The organism is Bacillus sp. FSL R9-9497, assembly GCF_038005805.1.
Taxonomy (GTDB): domain Bacteria; phylum Bacillota; class Bacilli; order Bacillales; family Bacillaceae_G; genus Bacillus_A; species Bacillus_A cereus.
Genome location: NZ_JBBOTY010000001.1, coordinates 1,824,135 through 1,844,059, shown reverse-complemented (window position 1 = coordinate 1,844,059; position 19,925 = coordinate 1,824,135). Strand labels below are relative to the sequence as shown.

Below are 19,925 nucleotides of genomic sequence, written 5' to 3'. Positions count from 1 at the left end.
ACCTCCACCAATGAATATACAGATGCTTTGTTACAGGAATGTGGCAAAAAATAATAGAGCTAGCATTTTGCTAGCTCTGTTTGGAGTATTAAAAGTTGATATGAACAACTATAATTCGCTTAGAAGATATGTAATACAGTAACTACATTTTTTCTCAACAATTATGAAACTAAACAAATCAAAATTTTAACAAGCATTCTTCAACTGAAAAAATAAGTGTATACAATGTATCCTAAAAGTAGTACTAAAATGATTATTCCTGTACCTTTCCAATTCATACCGCCTGCTATATCAACTGGACTACCCGTTTCCGCTCTATTGAGTCCGTCACGTAAAGAACCCGTAGGATTACTTTTTAATTCACTTTGTCTCATACGCTCTCTTTTTTCTTCTGGTGACTCTTTATTCATTTAATCACCTCCAAAATGAATGCACTCTTTACTTACATTATTCAAAATCAACATTTGTTTTATATTTTTCCGAAAAAACCTAATTTAAAATAGGTTTGCAACGTAAAGAAAGCTAGCCATGCCAGCTTTCTTTACGATCCAATATGCTCTTCCTTATTTACAATAATACCTTTATGGTCGATTTCAAGCTCACATACTTTCATATCTGTAAATACTCTCGCTAATTGCTCAGCGATTTCTTGACGCTTCTCATATGGCGTTAATATAAAAATAGATGGCCCCGCACCACTAAGTGCTGTGCCGTACGCACCAAATTCTTTTGCGCATTTACGAATAGATGGTAATAATGGTACGAGTTCTAAACGATATGGTTCGTGAAAATGGTCTCTCTCCATCATTTCACCTACAACTTCCCACCGCTTTTGACATAATGCAGCTACTAATACGTTACTTATCGCACTAGCTTTAACTGCCTCATGAAACGGAAACATCTTTGGTAATACAGATCGACTTTCATCTGTATTTAATTCTGCATTCGGAATGAGAGAAATTACACCCAATTCCTTGCTCTCAATTCTTACGACGGAAACATCCTTTCCATCAAGTGCTCCAATTACAGTTCCACCTAATATAGAAGCAGCAACATTATCAGGATGTCCTTCAAAATTTGTAGCAATTTGAACTTTTTGATCAGCAGTTAAGTTCAAATTGCCTAGTTGATTCGCAAGCTCTATCCCAGCTACAATCGCTGATGCACTACTTCCTAGCCCTCTCGTTAATGGGATATTACTAGTAACTTCTATTATATGGGGTGATATAGAAGGACATACTTTACATGCCGTGCTAACGATTAAATTTTTATCGTCTGTCGGAATTGATTCTTCAAAGGAATGGATTACTTGCCATTTATCAGCTTTTTCTTTAACCACCACACCTAAATACAATGACAAAGCTATTCCAACTGAATCAAATCCAGGACCAACATTCGCCGTACTAGCAGGGACACGAACGCTAAATGGTATCACGACATAATCACCCCTTTAATATGATCTTTAATTTGTTCTATATCATTTGACACACTTGCGATGTCTAGTTGATTTGAAGAAATAGCGATATCAGGATCCTTCAAACCATTTCCAGTTAATACCGCAACAACTGTTTCTCCCTTTTTGATTTTCCCAGATTGAACATGTTTAATTACGCCGGCTAATGAAGCATTTGATCCTGGTTCAGCGAAAACTCCTTCAGTTTTTGCCAATAACCTATACGCATGTAAAATTTCTTCATCTGATACCATATCTATTTCACCACGAGACTGCTCGGCAGCCTCTACTGCATACGACCAACTTGCCGGGTTACCGATGCGAATCGCTGTTGCAATTGTTTCAGGCTCTTCAATTACATACCCTTTTACAATTGCAGCTGCTCCTTCCGCTTCAAAGCCATGAATTCTTGGCTTTTTATAACCTTTTTCTTTCTCATATTCACAGAAGCCTTTCCAATACGCTGTAATATTCCCTGCATTCCCAACAGGGATAGCTAGAACATCTGGTGCATTTTGCAATTGGTCACAAATTTCAAACGCTGCTGTTTTTTGCCCTTCAATTCGATAAGGATTTACTGAGTTTACTAACGTAATCGGCTCTTCTGCAGCAATATTTCTTACAGCCTTAAGCGCATCATCGAAATTCCCTTCTATTGAAATAATTTCAGCTCCATAAGCGACCGCTTGCGCTAATTTTCCATGTGCAATCTTTCCTTCTGGTATTACGATAATGCATTTCATCCCAAGACGTGCCGCATATGCTGCAGCTGACGCTGATGTATTACCTGTTGATGCACAAATGATTGCTTCTGAACCTTCTTCTTTCGCCTTAGCAACTGCCATAACCATACCACGATCTTTAAAAGAACCTGTCGGATTCGCTCCTTCGTACTTACCATATAGCTGAATCCCTAATTGTTTTGATATATTTAATAATGGAATAAGTGGTGTGTTTCCTTCCATTAAGCTGACATCAGGTGTATTTTCATTCACCGGTAAATAAGACGCATACTGTTTTAATAGTCCTTTATACATATTGTTTTTCCTCCTCAATAATGTAGTAACTGTTTATTTCACTTGCGACAGCTTCTATCGCTTCTAAAACTCGTTCAAATTGATACTTGGAAGTTCGATGTGTCACAACAACGACTTCTGCCAGTTCACGGTTTAAAGGTAATTGAATAACCTCTTTTAAACTTACAGAATAATTAACGAAACATTCTGTTATTTTTCGTAACATCCCAGGCTCATCTTGTAATGAAATACGTAAGAAATATTTCGAAACTACTTCTTCATCACCTTGTAATTCATAAGGAACTGGTTCTTTTAACGCACTTTTATTTTTCGGAACTTGATTCATATTTTTAACGATTGAAATAATATCACTTACTACAGCAGAACCAGTCGGTAACTTCCCAGCTCCGGGTCCATAAAACATCACTTCTCCTACCGCTTGGCCATGGACATACACCGCATTAAATTCATTATTCACATTTGATAATGGATGCTGGCTCGGTAAAAGCGTCGGTTCTACACTTAAATGAATGGCTGGTCCTTGTTTTTCAGCTTTACCAATTAACTTCATAGTAAATCCTAACTTTTCAGCCATTTGTAAATCTTCTTTTTCGACCTTTCGAATCCCTCTTACTTGCACATCATCTAATGAAACATTCATCGAAAAACCTAAGTTTGCAAGAATTGCTACTTTTCTCGCCGCATCTAGTCCATCTACATCTGCTGTCGGATCCGATTCTGCAAAGCCTAATTTTTGTGCTTCCTGTAAAGCCTCTTCATAAGACCATCCATTTTGACTCATTTTTGTTAACATATAATTTGTTGTACCATTTACAATTCCCATTATTTTTTCAATTTGATCTGATGCTAACCCATCAGTTAGTCCTCTTAACACTGGAATACCGCCCGCTACACTCGCTTCGTAACATAAATCACAATCATTATCGTTCGCCAGTTGAAGAAGCTCTGCACCATATACAGCCATTAAATCTTTATTTGCTGTTACGACATGTTTTTTATTTCGTAAAGCCTTAACAATATGCTGTTTTGCTTCTTCAATTCCGCCCATTACCTCTACTACAATATCAATATTTGAATCATTTAGAACTTCATCTGCATGACTTGTTACTGCAATTCCATCAATACAAACATCGCGTTCTTTTTCCAAATCACGTACAACGACTGTTTTCACTTTCACTTCGTATCCTGTATCAAGTGCGATTTTTTTATAATGTTCTTTCAAAATATGAACAACACCACTTCCGACCGTACCTAAACCTAATACCCCAACATTTATAACGTTATTCATCTTCTAATCTCCTCCTAAAAGTTTAATTGTTACATCTATAAATCACCTTACTCTGCTTTTTTGTCATGCAGGTGGTGGTTATTTCCGTACTTATAAATCGTTTCATATTACCGCACCTCCTTTCAAAGTAAAAAAACACACCCATCCCTAGGAAAGGGACGAATGTGTTTTCGTGGTTCCACCCTTGTTCCAATCTAGACGTATTTCCTCCTAGATTGCTCAAGTTCAGATAACGGCTGATACCGCCAATAATTACTAGATTACTCGTTCACTATTGAAGTTCAAAGGTGGTAAAATCATTTCTCGTGTTAGGAAGCTCACACCCTTGGCTTCCCTCTCTGTAAACCGTAAAAATGATTTCGTGTCCTTATCGTTACTTTTTCGTTCATGTTTATTTGTTAACTCATTATACTCGCATAAAAAACAAAATCAATACTATTTTTTAATTATTTTAATTTTTCAATCTCTTATACCATAAAAAACACACTCATCCCTAGGAAAGGGACGAATGTGTTTTCGTGGTTCCACCCTTGTTCCAATCTAGACGTATCTCCTTCTAGATTGCTCAAGTTCAGATAACGGCTGATACCGCCAATAATTACTAGATTACTCGTTCACTATTGAAGTTCAAAGGTGGTAAAATCATTTCTCGTGTTAGGAAGCTCACACCCTTGGCTTCCCTCTCTGTAAACCGTAAAAATGATTTCGTGTCCTTATCATTACTTTTTCGTTCATGTCTATTTGTTAACTTATTATAGTTATCAAATTTTTAAAAAGCAAGCCTATTTTTACTAACTATTTTCAAAATAATTTTTTATTATATTTCACAATAGCATTATGCAACTGCCACTCAATTTACCTATTTTGTCATTTCTCCAGTTTATAAATCAACGGTTCATATATAAAGTGAAACTTTAATCAGTGAGGATTTTGTTCATCCCCACTGATTATTAGCCTTCACCAATCGGGCTTTTACGGGCAGTTGATCCCCACCTAACTTCTTTGCTTTCGCTGAATTTTGAGGTAGGGGTGTTACTGCCCGTTAATGCGGGATAAATCCCCATTCTAAAACCCGTACATACTCACCTTACAAAATTATATCAATAAAATTTTTAATACAATCTTTTTGTATAACTTTCTTCTAAAGAACGTGCAACATCTTCTTCTGAAGCATTCACTTTCGCATGCTCTAACAACATTTTTGCTGCTGAAGGTAACTCTTTTTTATGTAACCAAGATTCTGGATCCCATATCTTCGAACGAATAAACGCTTTTGCACAATGAATGTAACACTCTTCTATTTCAACAACAATTCCAAGCAACGGATTACGTCCATTCGCCTGCATTTCTTTCAAAATTTCTTCGTCGTTTGTAATATACGCTCGGCCATTTATTCTAAGTGTCTCCCCAAGACCTGGAATAAAAAAGATTAGTCCTACACGTGGATTTGAAATAATATTCAAAATGGAGTCTATACGACGATTTCCTGGTCTTTCTGGAATGATAATTTTATTATTATTGAGTACGTATACAAATCCAGGTGCGTCTCCTCTCGGCGAGGCGTCACACTCCCCCAACTTATTTGCAGTAGATAATACTAGAAAAGGAGATTTAGAAAGGAAATCTACACCATGGTGGTCTAATGATGAAATAACTTTTTTCAATGCTCGCTCACTTGGTTTCCCCAATATTTTCCGTAACTCTTCCTCTGTTGAAATAATCGATTTTATTTCCATACGCTCTATCTCCACTTATAATCGCCCCTTTTTCTTTATTTTCCCAAAATTCAATACGAATATTGTATAATAAAATTTGCAGAAAGGGGAATTAAAATGACAGAGTGGTTAACAATATTTGATTCTGAAAGAAATACACTTGGGAAGAAATTACGCGATGAAGTGCATCGTGACGGTGATTGGCACGAAACATTTCATTGTTGGTTTGTAGAAAAAGATGCTAAAGATATATTCTTATATTTCCAATTACGCTCTAAAAATAAAAAAGAAGCTCCACTTATATGGGATATTACTTCAGCTGGACATATTATGCATGATGAAGATGTACAAATTGGTGGTCTTCGTGAAATCGAAGAAGAATTGGGGCTTTCCTTTCAAACTACTGATTTAGTATACAAAGGAATCTTTAAAATAGATTATGAAATTTCAAATCTTACTGATCGTGAATTTTGTCATATGTATTTTCACAATGTCATCAATCCACTTCCATTCGCACCAGGTGAAGAAGTAGACGATGTGATGAAAGTACATGCAACTTCTTTTCTACAACTATTAAATGGTGAAATTTCATCTTTTACAGCTACTTCTGTTTTGAGCAATAAACCGATAACGATAACTTTTGATGATATTTATCCATATGATCTTGCATACTATGAATTTGTTGTTGAACAAGGAAAAGACTTACTAGAAAATAATAGTTTATAAATAAAATAGGACTCCTAACATTATATTGCGTGGAGTCCTATTTTTCATTATTGCTCAAGTGCCTTCAATCTTTTCTCTACTCGTATGAATAAGCGAATGATTAGTACTAGCATAAAGATCATTATAGCTAACGTTGTATGGGAGTATCTAAACAGTATACTAATAACACTTCCAATTAACATCATGATGAATCCATTTTGCTTCATCACTTCTGCACTATACCTGTTACCCGCACCCCATAATTCCTTATTTTTCATAGATCGTTTCGTACGATAACCATATGCCGCATTAATATCGGTCGGTGGATTCTTTTGAAGAATAATTGCCGCAAGTACAAAAATAATACCAATCAATATGCTTATTCCTATGTTTACTAGTGCATAAATCAATTATATCCCCCCTAACTTACACTTTCATTATACGACATAAACCTTATTTTCCCAATTCATAACACATTCACTTTCTTTCTTTTGATGTCTGGAACATACTTGGAAGTGTTACAAAACGTGCCCCTTTCGTTTTTAACTGCGGAATGATTTTGTCTAGTGCATCTACAGATCCTTGTAAATGCCCACCTGGTGTTGAATGTTGGAGGATGACACTTCCAGGAAATGAATTCCCTAACACATTATTTGTAATCGTATCAGCACTCACACCTTTCCAATCAACCGTATCAACACTCCACTGTACAATCATAAAATTTTGCTCTGTTGCCCACTTCAATTGTTCTTCAAGTATTTCACCGTATGGCGGACGTATAAACTTCGGTGCATAACCAGCTAAACGATTTAATATTTCTTCCGTTTTTATTATTTGATTACGATACTCAGCATCGTTTACTTTCGCTAAGTTCGGATGACTATACGTATGATTACCAATTACATGCCCTTCATTTGCAATACGCTTTACTACGTTCGGAAATTTTTCTGCGTTTTCACCAAGTAAGAAAAAAGTAGCTTTTACATTATGTTGTTTTAACTTATCTAATATTTTTGGCGTGAATTCTAAATCTGGTCCATCATCAAATGTAAGAGCGACTTCCGCTTTATTGTACGGTCCGGAAAATGCGTACGCATATTTTTCGACCCACGAAAATGGTGTCCACGATCCACGCTCATATGCTTTCATTTGTACTTCATAGTTTTGAGGGATATATACGTATGGCAATGAACTTATATAGTCTCCATAATAAAATGAGTCATATGGCATATAGGCGTATGAAACGTCTCGTTCTAGTCCCCAATGATATGGAGCAAACATTTGTGGCGAATAAAAATAATACATGATAAAAAAACCTCCCTAATTTTTCATATGTGATTCCTCTGCACTTTGTTAGAGAAATTGTTATTCATAAACAAAAAATAAGACTGTCCTTAATTAGGACAGTCTTGCTGCTTACTATTATTAATAAATCGATGTACTATCTTTCGGCAAAGCTTTCACATGTTTTAAATAGTTCGTCACTTTATCATCATCATCTTGCGGATATTGATATTCATACGTGTTAGCAATTTCGTTCGCCACTTCCCTAAATAAATCACCCATGACAAAGAATGAATCCCATATATTTTCATATTCTGCATTAGAAAATGTTCTTTTAAATTGCTCCCACATATCTTCTTCAATATATTGCTCAAAATGCTTTCCAAACTTCCCTGTATTAACTGTAAAGTCTGTTTTCATACCAATATACCATTCTAGCATTACGATGAACATATCTCGCACTGGTCCTTCAAGCATTCCTTTTGCATAAGAAAGCTCCTCTCTCCATAACCCTTTTGCGATATTCGTACTACACCACCAAAATTCATTACAGCAATCTAAAAACTCTTTTTCTGTAGGCTTTTTTATTAAGTAATCTTTATCGCTTGCTGGCGGGAATTCTTCCAGACAATTATCTTTATCAAGAAGCAGTTTACTTAAACTATCTTGTCCAACGAACTTTTTTATTAACTCAACTGGAACTAGCGTTAAATCAATCCGATTCCCATCCATGAACTGCATTAAATATGGAAACTTCCCATCTTCATCTGGTGGAACTAACGACATTTCTTCTGGCATTTGTACTATCATTATTTCTCCAAATCTATGAATCCAATTATGATTAGACGTAAAAGATTGTATATCATTTACAACATACATAATATCATAGTCTTGAAAACAATCTCTTTTCACATTTGGATTTACACGCGATCCATTCATGATAACTGCTCGAATTCTTTCATCCTCTTTTGCTATATTTATAATTACGTCTAACATTTCTTTTTCAGTTCTCATCTACTTATATCCTCCAATTTTTTAATATATAATATAATGCTATGTATACTGGAGGTCCACGAGCTAATCTCGTTATACACGATACATGTTATAATTTTTGAAACTTCTTTTTCATCCCTTTTCCCTCCTTACATCACTCTTTTACAACTGCCATTCCTTTCAATTTACCAATGCTTTCTACCATTCACTTTTAATTATACCGAAAATTCTGTCTCGAATACAAAAAATAAAGAAGGGACATCTACCCCTTACAGAATAGATATCCCTTCTTTTAAAGTTAAATTTAATTCCTATGGATTAGTAGACCAAAGCCCAGCAGATTTAATAAATGTACGTTTATTTAATTTCAGCTGCGCTACGATAAATTCTGCAATATCTTCTGCTTGCATTACTTTATCAGGGTTTCCATCAGTTAATCCTAAATCTACAGCCATATCAGTTGCTACTGTACTTGGAGTTAAAGCTGTTACACGAATGTTATGTTTGCGAACTTCCATCGCTAACGATTCTGTTAAGCCAAGGACACCAAATTTAGAAGCACTATATGCACTTGTTACAGGTGCACCTTTTTGTCCTGCTGTAGATGAAATGTTAATGATATCACCAGATTGTTGTTCAATCATGCTCGGTAAAGCTGCACGAGTTGCATAGTATACACCCATTAAGTTTACTTGAATGATTTTTTCCCAATCAGCAACGTCTAGTTCTAAAAACTTACCGAATTTAGAAATACCAGCGTTATTAATTAAAATATCGATAGATCCTAAACCATTTTTTAACATTTCAATCGCAGTTGTTACTTCTTCGTATGAAGAAACATCAGCAGTTGCAATAACAGCTTTTACACCTTCTGCTTCTACTTCTTTCGCTACAGCTTTTAAGTTTTCTTCTGAACGAGCTAATAAGCCTACATTTACGCCTTCTTTCGCTAATGCGATTGCTACAGCGCGACCAATCCCTCTACCTGCTCCTGTAATTAAAGCATTTTTACCTTGTAATAATTCTGCCAAGTATAACACTCCTTAATCATCTCAGTTATGTATTATATTAAAATTGTATCTATGTTTATGTAAAAAGGCAATGATGCACTTTCATGTGCGTAGGTTACTTGTAGGTAACTATAGAAAGTTTTTATTTATAAGTTTCATTTTTTTACCATTATTCATGTAAAATAAAAACAAATCCAGCATAGGGGAGTGTATGAGTATGAAAAGCGAAGGAAAAGCTTATCAATATAATTGCAGTAACGGTAAATGCATTTTTAAAGAGAAATAGTGTTAGAAGGTTCTCCTTCTAACACTATTTCTCTTCATGATTTGGCATACGCACAATAAATTCAGTACCTTTTCCTTCCTCACTCTCAACTTTTATTTCCCCATGATGAAGGTCAAGTACTTTCTTTACAATAGCTAAACCTAAGCCACTTCCTCCATAGGCACGATTTCGTGAAGAATCCGCTTTATAAAAACGCTCAAAAATATGTTGTTTCTGTTCTTCTGATATACCAATTCCTGAATCACGGATACGCACTTCCACTACTGTCTCATGTTCCTTTAACTGAATAGTAATCGTACCACCGCTTGGAGTAAATTTAATACTATTATGAATTAAATTAATCCACACTTGACTCATACTTTCTTGGTCAGCAATAACATGTACTTTTTCTAAATCTAGTTCTAACTCAATTTCTTTTTCAGCCCAGAGTGGTTCACTATTTAACACAATTTGCTTTAACTGTTGATCTAATCGATAGCTCACTCTTTCTGGTGTATACTCTTCTGATTCTAAAAGAGTTAGCTTCAATAAGTTTTGACTTAGTTTAGATAATCTCGTTGTTTCAGTTTCAATAATGGTAAGATAATGCTTTCTTTTTTCCTCAGAAAAATTATCTTCTTGTAGTGCTCTAGCAAATCCTTTTATAGAAGTTAATGGTGACTGTATTTCATGAGAAACATTTGATACAAACTCTTGTCTCATTTTCTCCATCGTATTCAGTTCATCTGTCATATCATTTATACTTTTTACGAGCACGCCAATTTCTCCATCATACTTTTCTTCATTTCGTATTTTTACGGAGAAGTCTCCTTTTGCAATTTTTTGTATCGGTTCAATAATAGTCCAAATCATCGCCTCTCGTTTTGGTCTCATTAATATTCCAATCAATGTCCAAATAAGAATAATAAATACAAAACCGACCATATCACTAATTAGAAAGGCAACAAACGGCGATACGTTTACGTCAAAAGCATTCAATATACTAGTTGCTACATAAAATGCGATAGACCAAATTATAGTAAGAAAAGAAAAGAGCGCTAATACCGCTCCAAATACTTTCAGCATCTTCAACTTACTCATTCGTTTTCTTTTTCTCATTTACTTACCTCTAAGCGATACCCTAATCCTCTTATTGTTTTAATACTAAATTTCGACTGCTCTTCTTGAAACTTCTCACGTAACCGATTAATATGAACGTCTAGTGTACGTTCATTCCCTTCAAAATCATATCCCCATATTTCTTCAATTAATTGCTCTCTCGAACAAGTTCTTCCCGATTTAGACCCTAAAGTAAAGAGCAGCTCAAATTCTTTTAACGGTAATGTAACCGTTTGTTCTCCAGATGTAACTTCGAATGTTTTACGATTTAATAATACATTTCCAACTTGAATCGATTGGGAAACTGTAATTTGGTAACGTTTCAATAATGCCTTTACTCTCACTACTAATTCTATAGGGTCAAATGGTTTTACAAGATAATCATCTGTCCCAAGGTGAAATCCTTTTACTTTTTGTGATGTTTCCCCTTTGGCAGTTAGCATCAGAACCGGGATATCATAGTATTTTCTTAATTCAAAACATACATCAAATCCATCCATATTTGGCATCATGATATCAAGAATAACCATATCGACTTTTACGTCATCCATTTTCTGAAGTGCATCTACTCCATCAATTGCCTCATATGTTTGAAAACCTTCTCGTTCTAAAAATACAGAAACGAGTTCTCTAATATGTGGATCGTCGTCTACTATTAAAATTTTAGGTATCAAAGGAACCATTTCCTTTCTACTTAGCATCTAATATATTGTTTAAAAATGAATCATCAGTGGAGTAAAATCCCACTGATGATTCATTTTATAATGCACCCTCTTTAATTTTCAATTGCTGCGTTGCAAACTCACGATACATATCATGCGTCTGTAATAATTCATCATGTGTACCGCTTCCTGTAAGATTACCTTTTTCAATAAAGATAATTTTATCTGCATCTACAACAGTAGAAAGTCTATGCGCAATCACTAACGTTGTTCTGCCTTTCATTAAGTTATTTAACGCTTTTTGAACGACAGACTCAGATTTACTATCTAAGCTTGAAGTCGCCTCATCTAACATAAGAATTTGCGGATTTCGAAGTAACGCTCGGGCAATGGCAATTCGCTGTCTTTGTCCTCCAGAAAGTTTCACACCGCGTTCTCCAACTTCTGTTGCATAACCGTTTGGTAAGTCATGAATAAATGCATCAACATATGCCATTGCAGCTACTTTTTCAATTTCTTCATCCGTTACTTCGCCCTCGACACCATAACAAATATTATCACGAATCGTTCCATCAATTAACGGACTATCTTGTGATACGTAACCGATTTGACGTCGCCATGACTGTAATGAATAACTCGTAATTGATTCTTCCCCTAATTTAATGGCACCACTAGTTGGCTCATAAAAACGTTCCAGTAATGAGAATAACGTTGTTTTCCCACTACCACTCGGTCCTACAATCGCTGTCACTTTTCCAGATTCAATTGTGAAATCAATATTTTTCAAAACTTGCTCTTTTTCGTTATACTCAAAATGTACATTTTCAAGAACAATCGGTTGCTTAGCATTTGTCACTTTCACACCAGTTTCATGATCTTCTACTTCATATTCTAAAATCGTACTAATTCTTTCCGTTGCACCAATTGCCTTTTGGAATTGTGTAAAGAACATAGATAATTGACTCATTGGCATTACAATTTGAACTAAATACAAAATAAACGCTACAAGTTCACCGGTTGTTAATGCACCGCTAGAAACTCGCATCCCGCCATATCCTACGATAATAACAAGTAGTGCCATTAAAACAAACGACATAACTGGCGAAATTAATGCTTGCACTTTTCCTTCTTTCAAACCAAATTGTAATAACTTTTGTATGCCTGTATTACCCGTTTCATATTCTCTCTTTTCTGTATTTGAAGATTTCACTAAACGAATTTCTGATAACACTTGCGTTAACACACTTGTAAAAGATGCAGTTTCATCTTGAAGCGCTTTTGAAATCTTATACATTTTTCTTCCAAGTGGAACTAAAATTAACACAGACAACGGAATAACCGTTAAAAGTAACGCAGTCATTTTCCAATCTAAAACAAATAATACAATTAACGATCCAACAATTGAAATACCACCTGTTAATAAGTTTGACAAATGCTCAGAAATTAACGTTTTCACAACACCTGTATCATTCGTCATACGGCTAATAGTATCACCTGTTCTATTTTGATCGTAATAAGATACCGGCAAGATAAGTACCTTTTTCCACAAACGTTCTCTTAGTCCCGCTACAATCTTCTGCCCAATATAATTTAGTAAATATATAGACAACCCTGCCGCAATAGTTTGCATTACAAAGAAAGCAACTAACCCAACAATTTGTCCTGCACTAATTGAAGAAAGCGAAAAATTATCTACTAATCCTTTTGTCAGCATAGGAATAAATAAACTCGCTCCCGTAGAAAGCAAACTCATTAACAACGCAAATACTAAAATTCCTTTCGGAGGATTTGTATCTTGAATAAGGCGTAAAAACTGCCTCCAACTCCCTTTTTTCTTTATTTCATTTCTAACTTCCATTCCTGTTCATCTCCTCATGTTAAACAAAACTGTTCTTTCTAAAATTAGAATACGATACAAATGTAAACTGAATGTAAACACACTTTTTCTATTTTTACAAAATATACATAAAAACTCATCTTTACAACAGATATAAACATCTGATATTATTACCTGGTACTTAATATTATTCTATGTAAATTATAGATAAATAATTTAAAACACGATATAAATCTCCAGTTAGTGAAAGGAGTATCCTTTTTGCAAACAAATATACATTCTGAAAAGGAAACAATTATTTTTATTCATGGATTAGTTGGCAATCGTCGCGCCTTCAAAAAAGAGCAAAAACGATTTTCTGCCTCCTACAACATTATAACTTATGACTTATTAGGTCACGGTGATGATAAAGGAGAAGCAATCGACTTTTCATTACAGCGCCTCGTAGATCAATTATTAAACTTATATGAACAAGAAGGTATTAAAAAAGCACATATTTGTGCGCTAAGTTACGGCTGTTACATCTCTACAATTTTTGCACAAATGCATCCAGAAAAAGTATTAAGTATTTGTCATATTGGAGGACATTACAATAACCCTTCTCGTTTATATAATGTATTTCAAAATTTTTGGGAGAAGCGAGGAGATGAATACTCTAAATGGCTCTCTCAATACGCAAATACTATTTTTCCAAGCGGTATATTAAAAGCAAATCCGTTCGCAGTCATTTCAAGAAATATTTACTACCGTTTCGGATTACAATTACATTCATCCATAATTGCCCAGTCATTACGACATCGGTTAGAATTCGATTTAAAATCTAAATTAAAATCACTTCCTCACCCTATACTATGGGTAATGGGAGAGCATGATCATCTCTATAAATCTTGTCTATTTGATTTGAAATCTATTTTGCCTAACGTTTTATATAAGGAAATACCTTTAGCGGGACATGCAGCGAACTTATTTCGTCCTAACTATTTCCATGACTTATATGATCGATTTTTAAATGGAAAGTTAAAATAAAAACTATTAAACTTCCAATTTATTCAACTATAAAAAGGCTTCCCAAGTTTCCTTGGAAAGCCTTTTCTCTATACGAAAAGTATATAAAACTACTTTTTCTTAGTATGCTTTTGTGTAACCTAATAGGTGCTTGCTCCAGTAAGAGTTACTTACAGAACTAATACGTACACCAGTTGCATCTGTTTCTGCACTAATGAACTGACCGTTTCCTAAGTAAACACCCATGTGAGAAGGACCTGATTTATAAGTATTTTGGAAGTATACTAAATCACCTGGTTGTGGATTGCTAGTTTTTGTTTTAGAGCTCCAGTATCCAGCAACTGTTTGACGAGCGCCTTTATGACCAGTTTGATTTAATACGTAGTGAATGAATCCACTGCAGTCAAAACCAGCAGGTGTTGTACCAGCAGTTCTGTATGGTGAACCATTTAAAGATCTAGCGAATCCAGCGATTGAAGATGTATCTCCACCTGTTGTTGGTTTTTGTACGTCTTTACCTGGTTGTTGAACGTTATTTGTAACATTATTGTTATTTGTAACGTTGTTTACTCCGCCTTTTACAAACTTAACGAAGTCTGCACTTACGTAACCTGTGCGGCCGTTATGGTTAATTTTGTACCAACCATTTTCAGCACCAGTAACGTTTAATACTTTACCATTTGTTACTCCACCGATTACAGCGTTGTATGTAGCTGGGCCTGTACGTACTTTTAAAGCACCAGTGTTAACAACATAAGAACCACCAGTTTGAACTGTTGTAGTATTGTTGTTTGTAGTTGGTTGTTGTGTTTCGTTAGATACAGCAGAACCACCTTTTGTTACGAAGTCTTTGCTTACGTATCCAGTTCCACCATTGAAGTTGATTTTAAACCAATCTTGTACTTCACCTACAACTTGTACTGTTTTACCTTTGTTTACAGAACCTAATACTGTATGAGATGTACTTGGGCCTGTACGTACGTTAAGTGAAGAAACGTTTACTGTGTAAGTACCTGTTCCTTGTTGAACAGTCGTTCCTGTTTTGCCACCAGTCGTTACGAAGTCACCACTTACATAACCTGTTTGACCATTTACGTTTACTTTGAACCAACCGTTTTCTTGTCCAACTACTTGTAGCACTTGACCTGATTTCACTTTAGAAATAACGTTATGTCCTGTACCAGCACCTGAACGAACATTTAATACATCAGCAGTTACTGTGTATTTTAATTCAGAAGTTGTTTCTACAGTTTTTGTTTCAGTTACAGTCGTTTGAGTTTGAGTTTGAGTTTGAGTTTGTCCATTAATTTCTTTTAGCGCTTCATTTGAAACTTGTGCATGAGCAGAATCCATTCCTGGAACTGCAACGCCAGCTACAGAAGCTGCTGCTAAACCTGCAATTACTTTTTTCATAAGTTGTCTTTACTTCCTTTCCCTACTATCCTCTTAAAAAAAACTTAAAACTTTAATACTTTACAATATTATCAAAGTAAAATATTCATCCAGTTCCATTTTTTAGCAAGAGTTTTATTTTTCACACAGAGTTCATTTTAAATGAACAAAGTGAAATCCGTGTGAACTTCATGTGAACTTTATCATTAATTATAGTGTTTTTGCAATGATTTTTTCAAATTTCTCATATATCGCATGAAAATTCGACATTTCATTTAATATCTCAATATAAAACATCCCTTTTCTATCTTCTATAAAAAATTCTATTAACCTAATACAAACCACATTATGTATTTCCTTATAAAGCTCCTTACATGAAGTATACTTTCATCATGACAAAAATCACTCTATTTATCAATAGTATAATATTTTTAGAAAACTAAATTTCTATACTATCTACATTTTTGAAATAATTTGACGAATTGTAAGATTTATTTCACAAAAGCCATTTCTCCTTTAAAGAAAACACACACTATATCAACTGTTCTCTTTTTCCCATAATGGAATTTATAGGATATTCATAGTATTATATACATATCTTAATAAAAAAGAATTTTAGCGAATTGATTAAAGTTTCATTCCCTTATAAAATGAAACTTTAATCAGTAAGGGTTTTATACATCCTCCGCTAATTATTAACCCTCACCACTCGGGCTGCCCATTAATACGGAGTTTTATTGGAATAAAAAGAGGAGGCATATTTGTGAGAAATATAATAGATGATCCAATACAAAAAAACATAGAGCTATACTATGCTTTTATTCAATTCGTTTCAATGATAACATTACAAAAAGTATCAGCTATTGAAACACGTAAAAATGAATTAAAAAATCAGATGAAAAATGCCGGACAAAAAAACCCTTATTACGTATAAAAAAAGGTGAACAGGTTATATTCCTGTTCACCTTTTTAAATTATTTATAAATTTTCACACGGTCTTCTAGCGGTTGGAATTCTTTTTCACCAGCATGTACTACCGGTTTACCAAATGGCATTTGCGCAATAAGTTTCCAATTCTCTGGAACATCCCACTCTTTTCTCACTTCTTCATCAATTAGCGGATTGTAATGCTGTAACGTAGCACCAAACCCTTCAATTTCTAAAGCTGTCCAAATTGCAAATTGTAACATTCCTGATGATTGCTGAGACCAAGTTGGGAAATTATCTTTATATAATGCAAAGTTAGCTTGAAGGCTTTCCACTACTTCACTGTCTTCAAAATATAAAACCGTTCCATAACCACTTTTAAATGCATTCATTTTTTCTTCAGTGGATGCAAAGTTATTTTCAGGTACAATTTTTCGTAACGTTTCTTTCGTAATATCCCATAATTTATCATGTTGTTCTCCTAATAAAACAACAACGCGAGCACTTTGAGAATTAAAAGCTGAAGGTGTATGTTTTACAGCATGATAAATCACTTCTTGAATTTTCTCATCAGAAACTACTTGCTCTTTACTAATTGCATAAATAGATCTTCTGTCTTCAATTGCTGAGTAAAAATCTTTTGCCATCATAATTCCCTCCAATTTTCAATTGAGGCTATTTCATATGTATATATCATATTACGCCCCTCAAACTTATTATTAATAAGCTTATAACTTTATAATATCACAGCAACAAACAAACTCAAATAATACCACTTATATTTAGAAGCTTTTTCCTTTTTAAAATAAAAATAAAAAGACTGTTTGTTGTTATCTAAAATTAGTAACAACAAACAGTCTTACTTATGTAGCGATCTAGATTCGTATTTTACTTACTTAATTAACTAATCCAAATGCATACGACATTAACTTATTTGTCTCTGTAAAACGTTTTGTTTTATTTGATGTCCCCATGACCACTGTAATAATTCGATTATCACCTTGCTTTGCAGTCCCAGTAAAACAGTATCCTGCACTATCTGTAAATCCAGTCTTTAGTCCGTCCATTCCTTCTATATATAAACTTTTATTATTTTTATTTAACATGTCGTTTGTGCTTATAACATTAATATTATTAAATGCTAGCTGACTTTGGCGTAAGTGAGTCACTTCTAATATTTCCGGATAATCTTTTATAAGATGATACGCCAATTGCGCTACATCAGCAGCCGTCATTTTTGTTTCACTTCCATCCGGCTCTTGTAATCCAGAAGCATTTGCAAATTTAGCATGTTCCGACATTTTTAACTGTTTCGCTTTTGCATCCATAAGCTGAACGAAATCTTTCTCCGATTTTGCCATATGTTCTGCTAAAGCCACAGCTGAATTATTAGCTGACTCAATCATTAATGCATGATATAAATCTTTAACAGTTAATGTATCATTAACTTGTACTGGGATTCTCGCTCCCTCTGTTTGTGCCGCCTTCGCACTCATTTTTACTGGATCTTCCCAGCGAACTTTCCCGTTATGTATACTCTCTAGTAAGAGATACGCTGTCATCATCTTAGACATACTAGCCGGTGCAAAAGCTTCATTTTCATTATATTGATAAATAATATCTCCATCACTCGCATCGATAATCATAGCTGCTTTTGCGTTAATTTCTGGTGGGATGTACTTTGGCGGGACTACTTTTTCAGTAAATCCTGCTTTAGGTAGTTCTGCCACTTGCAAAGGTTGTCCCTCTACATTCGCTATGCTCTTTTGATTTCCTTGGAATAAGAACCAACATATCCCTAAAATAATGACTAATAGGACTGTCATCCTTCCCCATTTTAACCGATTCATTTCAAAACTCCTTTAGCAAACCTTTTATACGCTCACATTTAACCTTAACAACAATTCCTTTATACAGTCAAGGTAAAAGGTATATTTATTCATAGTACAGCAATGATTATTTTAATTTATTTATGTTAAACTTACAATATTGAAACGTAAGAATATTCAATAATAAAATCTCGTAAATAAAGCGAAACTTTAATCAGCCCCCCAATCGGGCTACCCGTCAAATAGCGAGATAAACTATTTAATAGAAGGGATTCATACAAATGCTACTTCCAAAATCATTAAAATATGGAGACACAATTGGGATCTACTCCCCTTCTTCACCAGTAACCTACACTTCTCCAAAAAGATTTGAACGAGCAAAATCTTACTTACAACAGAAAGGGTTTCATATATTAGAAGGTTCATTAACAGGTCGATATGATTTTTATCGTTCTGGTAGTATACAAGAGCGTGCTGAGGAGCTAAATGTCTTAATAAGAAATCCTAATATTTCTTGTATTATGTCAACAATTGGTGGGATGAATTCAAATTCAATATTACCTTATATTGATTATGATGCTTTTCTAAAGAACCCTAAAATAATGATTGGGTATTCAGATGCAACTGCTTTATTACTAGGAATTTACGCCAAAACAGGAATCCCTACATTTTATGGACCAGCTCTCGTCCCTTCCTTTGGCGAATTTGAACCTTTTGTTGATTGCACATACAAATATTTTGCTGAAACTTTACTACATGATCATTCTCTTCCTTATCATATAAAACAACCATTATTTTGGTCAGATGAATTTATTAATTGGGAAGAAAAGACGAAGGAGAAAGAACTTCGACCAAACGATTGGATTTCAGTAATTGATGGAAAAGCTACTGGGCGTATTATTGGCGGGAATTTAAACACGATACAAGGAATTTTGGGTAGCCCCTATATGCCACATATTCAAGAAGGCGACATTCTCTTCATTGAGGACAGTTCAAAAGATGCAGCTACTATTGAAAGAAGCTTTTCATTACTTAAAATTAACGGTGTATTCGATAAAATTTCAGGTATCATTCTTGGAAAACATGAGCAATTTGATGATTGTGGTACAAATCGAAAGCCTTTTGAAATACTATTAGAAGTACTTCAAAATCAAAGAATTCCTTTTCTAGCTGACTTCGATTGTTGTCATACACATCCCATGATTACCATGCCTATCGGTATTCAAGTAAAGTTGGATGCAACAAATAAAACGATACATATTGTAGAACCTTGGAAAAAATGAATGCATAGCTTCTATTGTTTTACAATAAAAGCCATGATACTATATAATTTGGAATGTGAAAGATTAAACAAAATACGTTCCAATATCTATTATTAGGAAAAGATAGATATAAATATATATT

At 34.4% G+C, this 19,925-nt stretch carries 19 protein-coding genes, 1 pseudogene and 2 other annotated features; of the genes and pseudogenes, 5 read left to right on the top strand and 15 right to left on the bottom strand.

Features of this window, described 5'->3' with window-relative positions:
* Positions 1–200 precede the first annotated feature (200 nt).
* The 5 genes from MKY21_RS09565 to MKY21_RS09545 all read right to left on the bottom strand — a co-directional run bounded on the left by MKY21_RS09565 (position 201) and on the right by MKY21_RS09545 (position 5,529).
* The gene (locus MKY21_RS09565) at positions 201–410 is read right to left on the bottom strand and encodes a DUF6366 family protein (RefSeq protein WP_001031483.1); all 210 of its coding nucleotides are present in this window, start codon (positions 408–410) and stop codon (positions 201–203) included.
* A 131-nt stretch (positions 411–541) separates the two neighbouring features.
* Positions 542–1,435, bottom strand: coding sequence for a homoserine kinase (gene thrB, locus MKY21_RS09560; RefSeq protein WP_000612105.1), 894 nt, complete (start codon positions 1,433–1,435; stop codon positions 542–544).
* Positions 1,432–2,490, bottom strand: coding sequence for a threonine synthase (thrC, locus tag MKY21_RS09555; protein ID WP_341076057.1), 1,059 nt, complete (start codon positions 2,488–2,490; stop codon positions 1,432–1,434). Before thrC ends, thrB begins: the two co-directional genes overlap by 4 nt.
* The gene (locus MKY21_RS09550; RefSeq protein ID WP_001066900.1) at positions 2,483–3,778 is read right to left on the bottom strand and encodes a homoserine dehydrogenase; all 1,296 of its coding nucleotides are present in this window, start codon (positions 3,776–3,778) and stop codon (positions 2,483–2,485) included. The genes thrC and MKY21_RS09550 overlap by 8 nt, the downstream gene beginning before the upstream one ends.
* A gap of 151 nt (positions 3,779–3,929) precedes the next feature.
* Positions 3,930–4,161 (bottom strand) — a binding site (T-box leader).
* Between the two features lie 114 nt (positions 4,162–4,275).
* Positions 4,276–4,507 (bottom strand) — a binding site (T-box leader).
* Between the two features lie 383 nt (positions 4,508–4,890).
* Positions 4,891–5,529, bottom strand: coding sequence for a pyridoxamine 5'-phosphate oxidase family protein (locus MKY21_RS09545; RefSeq protein WP_061664160.1), 639 nt, complete (start codon positions 5,527–5,529; stop codon positions 4,891–4,893).
* Positions 5,530–5,610: 81 nt separating this feature from the next.
* Here MKY21_RS09545 and MKY21_RS09540 point away from each other — a divergent pair, with 81 nt between their 5' ends.
* Positions 5,611–6,219, top strand: a complete 609-nt coding sequence (locus tag MKY21_RS09540) for an NUDIX hydrolase (RefSeq protein ID WP_000141384.1) — start codon at positions 5,611–5,613, stop codon at positions 6,217–6,219.
* Positions 6,220–6,266: 47 nt separating this feature from the next.
* Here MKY21_RS09540 and MKY21_RS09535 read toward each other — a convergent pair whose 3' ends face one another.
* From MKY21_RS09535 to MKY21_RS09520, 4 genes are all read right to left on the bottom strand, one after another.
* Entirely contained in the window at positions 6,267–6,605 is a 339-nt protein-coding gene (locus MKY21_RS09535; RefSeq protein WP_033667343.1) for an SdpI family protein, read from the bottom strand.
* Between the two features lie 70 nt (positions 6,606–6,675).
* Positions 6,676–7,503, bottom strand: a complete 828-nt coding sequence (locus MKY21_RS09530) for a peptidoglycan-N-acetylglucosamine deacetylase (RefSeq protein ID WP_325764029.1) — start codon at positions 7,501–7,503, stop codon at positions 6,676–6,678.
* 120 nt (positions 7,504–7,623) lie between these two features.
* Positions 7,624–8,496, bottom strand: coding sequence for an aminoglycoside 6-adenylyltransferase (locus MKY21_RS09525; protein WP_341076051.1), 873 nt, complete (start codon positions 8,494–8,496; stop codon positions 7,624–7,626).
* Between the two features lie 290 nt (positions 8,497–8,786).
* Positions 8,787–9,506: a 3-ketoacyl-ACP reductase gene (locus MKY21_RS09520; protein WP_215712499.1), complete on the bottom strand. Its 720-nt coding sequence runs from the start codon at positions 9,504–9,506 to the stop codon at positions 8,787–8,789.
* Positions 9,507–9,702: 196 nt separating this feature from the next.
* Here MKY21_RS09520 and MKY21_RS31155 point away from each other — a divergent pair.
* Positions 9,703–9,771, top strand: a pseudogene (locus MKY21_RS31155) (DUF3139 domain-containing protein); the annotation flags it as partial.
* 24 nt (positions 9,772–9,795) lie between these two features.
* Here the strand turns inward: MKY21_RS31155 and hitS are convergent.
* From hitS to MKY21_RS09505, 3 genes are all read right to left on the bottom strand, one after another.
* The gene (gene hitS, locus MKY21_RS09515) at positions 9,796–10,869 is read right to left on the bottom strand and encodes an envelope stress sensor histidine kinase HitS (protein ID WP_142954707.1); all 1,074 of its coding nucleotides are present in this window, start codon (positions 10,867–10,869) and stop codon (positions 9,796–9,798) included.
* On the bottom strand, positions 10,866–11,543 hold the full coding sequence (gene hitR / locus MKY21_RS09510) for an envelope stress response regulator transcription factor HitR (protein WP_000612414.1): 678 nt from the start codon (positions 11,541–11,543) through the stop codon (positions 10,866–10,868). Before hitR ends, hitS begins: the two co-directional genes overlap by 4 nt.
* 85 nt (positions 11,544–11,628) lie before the next feature.
* Positions 11,629–13,389, bottom strand: coding sequence for an ABC transporter ATP-binding protein (locus tag MKY21_RS09505; RefSeq protein ID WP_242320121.1), 1,761 nt, complete (start codon positions 13,387–13,389; stop codon positions 11,629–11,631).
* 240 nt (positions 13,390–13,629) lie between these two features.
* Between MKY21_RS09505 and MKY21_RS09500 the strand changes: the two genes are divergently transcribed.
* Entirely contained in the window at positions 13,630–14,394 is a 765-nt protein-coding gene (locus MKY21_RS09500; protein WP_001194306.1) for an alpha/beta fold hydrolase, read from the top strand.
* 99 nt (positions 14,395–14,493) lie between these two features.
* Here MKY21_RS09500 and entFM read toward each other — a convergent pair whose 3' ends face one another.
* Positions 14,494–15,786: an enterotoxin EntFM gene (entFM, locus tag MKY21_RS09495; RefSeq protein WP_000755498.1), complete on the bottom strand. Its 1,293-nt coding sequence runs from the start codon at positions 15,784–15,786 to the stop codon at positions 14,494–14,496.
* A gap of 742 nt (positions 15,787–16,528) precedes the next feature.
* Between entFM and MKY21_RS09490 the strand changes: the two genes are divergently transcribed.
* Entirely contained in the window at positions 16,529–16,699 is a 171-nt protein-coding gene (locus tag MKY21_RS09490; RefSeq protein WP_001244279.1) for a hypothetical protein, read from the top strand.
* A gap of 40 nt (positions 16,700–16,739) precedes the next feature.
* Here the strand turns inward: MKY21_RS09490 and MKY21_RS09485 are convergent, their stop codons facing one another.
* Positions 16,740–17,342 (bottom strand): nitroreductase family protein, encoded by a 603-nt coding sequence (locus tag MKY21_RS09485; protein WP_103572897.1) that lies wholly within the window; start codon positions 17,340–17,342, stop codon positions 16,740–16,742.
* A 246-nt stretch (positions 17,343–17,588) separates the two neighbouring features.
* Complete coding sequence (locus tag MKY21_RS09480) at positions 17,589–18,542, bottom strand: D-alanyl-D-alanine carboxypeptidase family protein (protein ID WP_016117616.1); 954 nt, start codon at positions 18,540–18,542, stop codon at positions 17,589–17,591.
* Positions 18,543–18,802: 260 nt separating this feature from the next.
* On the opposite strand from MKY21_RS09480, the gene MKY21_RS09475 reads away from it, so the two are divergent.
* Positions 18,803–19,804: a S66 family peptidase gene (locus MKY21_RS09475; RefSeq protein WP_098877179.1), complete on the top strand. Its 1,002-nt coding sequence runs from the start codon at positions 18,803–18,805 to the stop codon at positions 19,802–19,804.
* The last annotated feature ends 121 nt before the right edge of the window (positions 19,805–19,925 follow it).

Excerpts from the sequence above, each read along its gene's own strand:
- MKY21_RS09480 (WP_016117616.1), bottom strand. The coding sequence starts at position 18,542 with ATGAATCGGTTAAAATGGGGAAGGATGACAGTCCTATTAGTCATTATT.
- MKY21_RS09550 (WP_001066900.1), bottom strand. The coding sequence starts at position 3,778 with ATGAATAACGTTATAAATGTTGGGGTATTAGGTTTAGGTACGGTCGGA.
- MKY21_RS09565 (WP_001031483.1), bottom strand. The coding sequence starts at position 410 with ATGAATAAAGAGTCACCAGAAGAAAAAAGAGAGCGTATGAGACAAAGT.
- entFM (WP_000755498.1), bottom strand. The coding sequence starts at position 15,786 with ATGAAAAAAGTAATTGCAGGTTTAGCAGCAGCTTCTGTAGCTGGCGTT.
- MKY21_RS09505 (WP_242320121.1), bottom strand. The coding sequence starts at position 13,389 with ATGGAAGTTAGAAATGAAATAAAGAAAAAAGGGAGTTGGAGGCAGTTT.
- MKY21_RS09485 (WP_103572897.1), bottom strand. The coding sequence starts at position 17,342 with ATGATGGCAAAAGATTTTTACTCAGCAATTGAAGACAGAAGATCTATT.
- MKY21_RS09540 (WP_000141384.1), top strand. The coding sequence starts at position 5,611 with ATGACAGAGTGGTTAACAATATTTGATTCTGAAAGAAATACACTTGGG.
- hitS (WP_142954707.1), bottom strand. The coding sequence starts at position 10,869 with ATGAGAAAAAGAAAACGAATGAGTAAGTTGAAGATGCTGAAAGTATTT.
- MKY21_RS09475 (WP_098877179.1), top strand. The coding sequence starts at position 18,803 with ATGCTACTTCCAAAATCATTAAAATATGGAGACACAATTGGGATCTAC.
- MKY21_RS09525 (WP_341076051.1), bottom strand. The coding sequence starts at position 8,496 with ATGAGAACTGAAAAAGAAATGTTAGACGTAATTATAAATATAGCAAAA.
- thrC (WP_341076057.1), bottom strand. The coding sequence starts at position 2,490 with ATGTATAAAGGACTATTAAAACAGTATGCGTCTTATTTACCGGTGAAT.
- MKY21_RS09530 (WP_325764029.1), bottom strand. The coding sequence starts at position 7,503 with ATGTATTATTTTTATTCGCCACAAATGTTTGCTCCATATCATTGGGGA.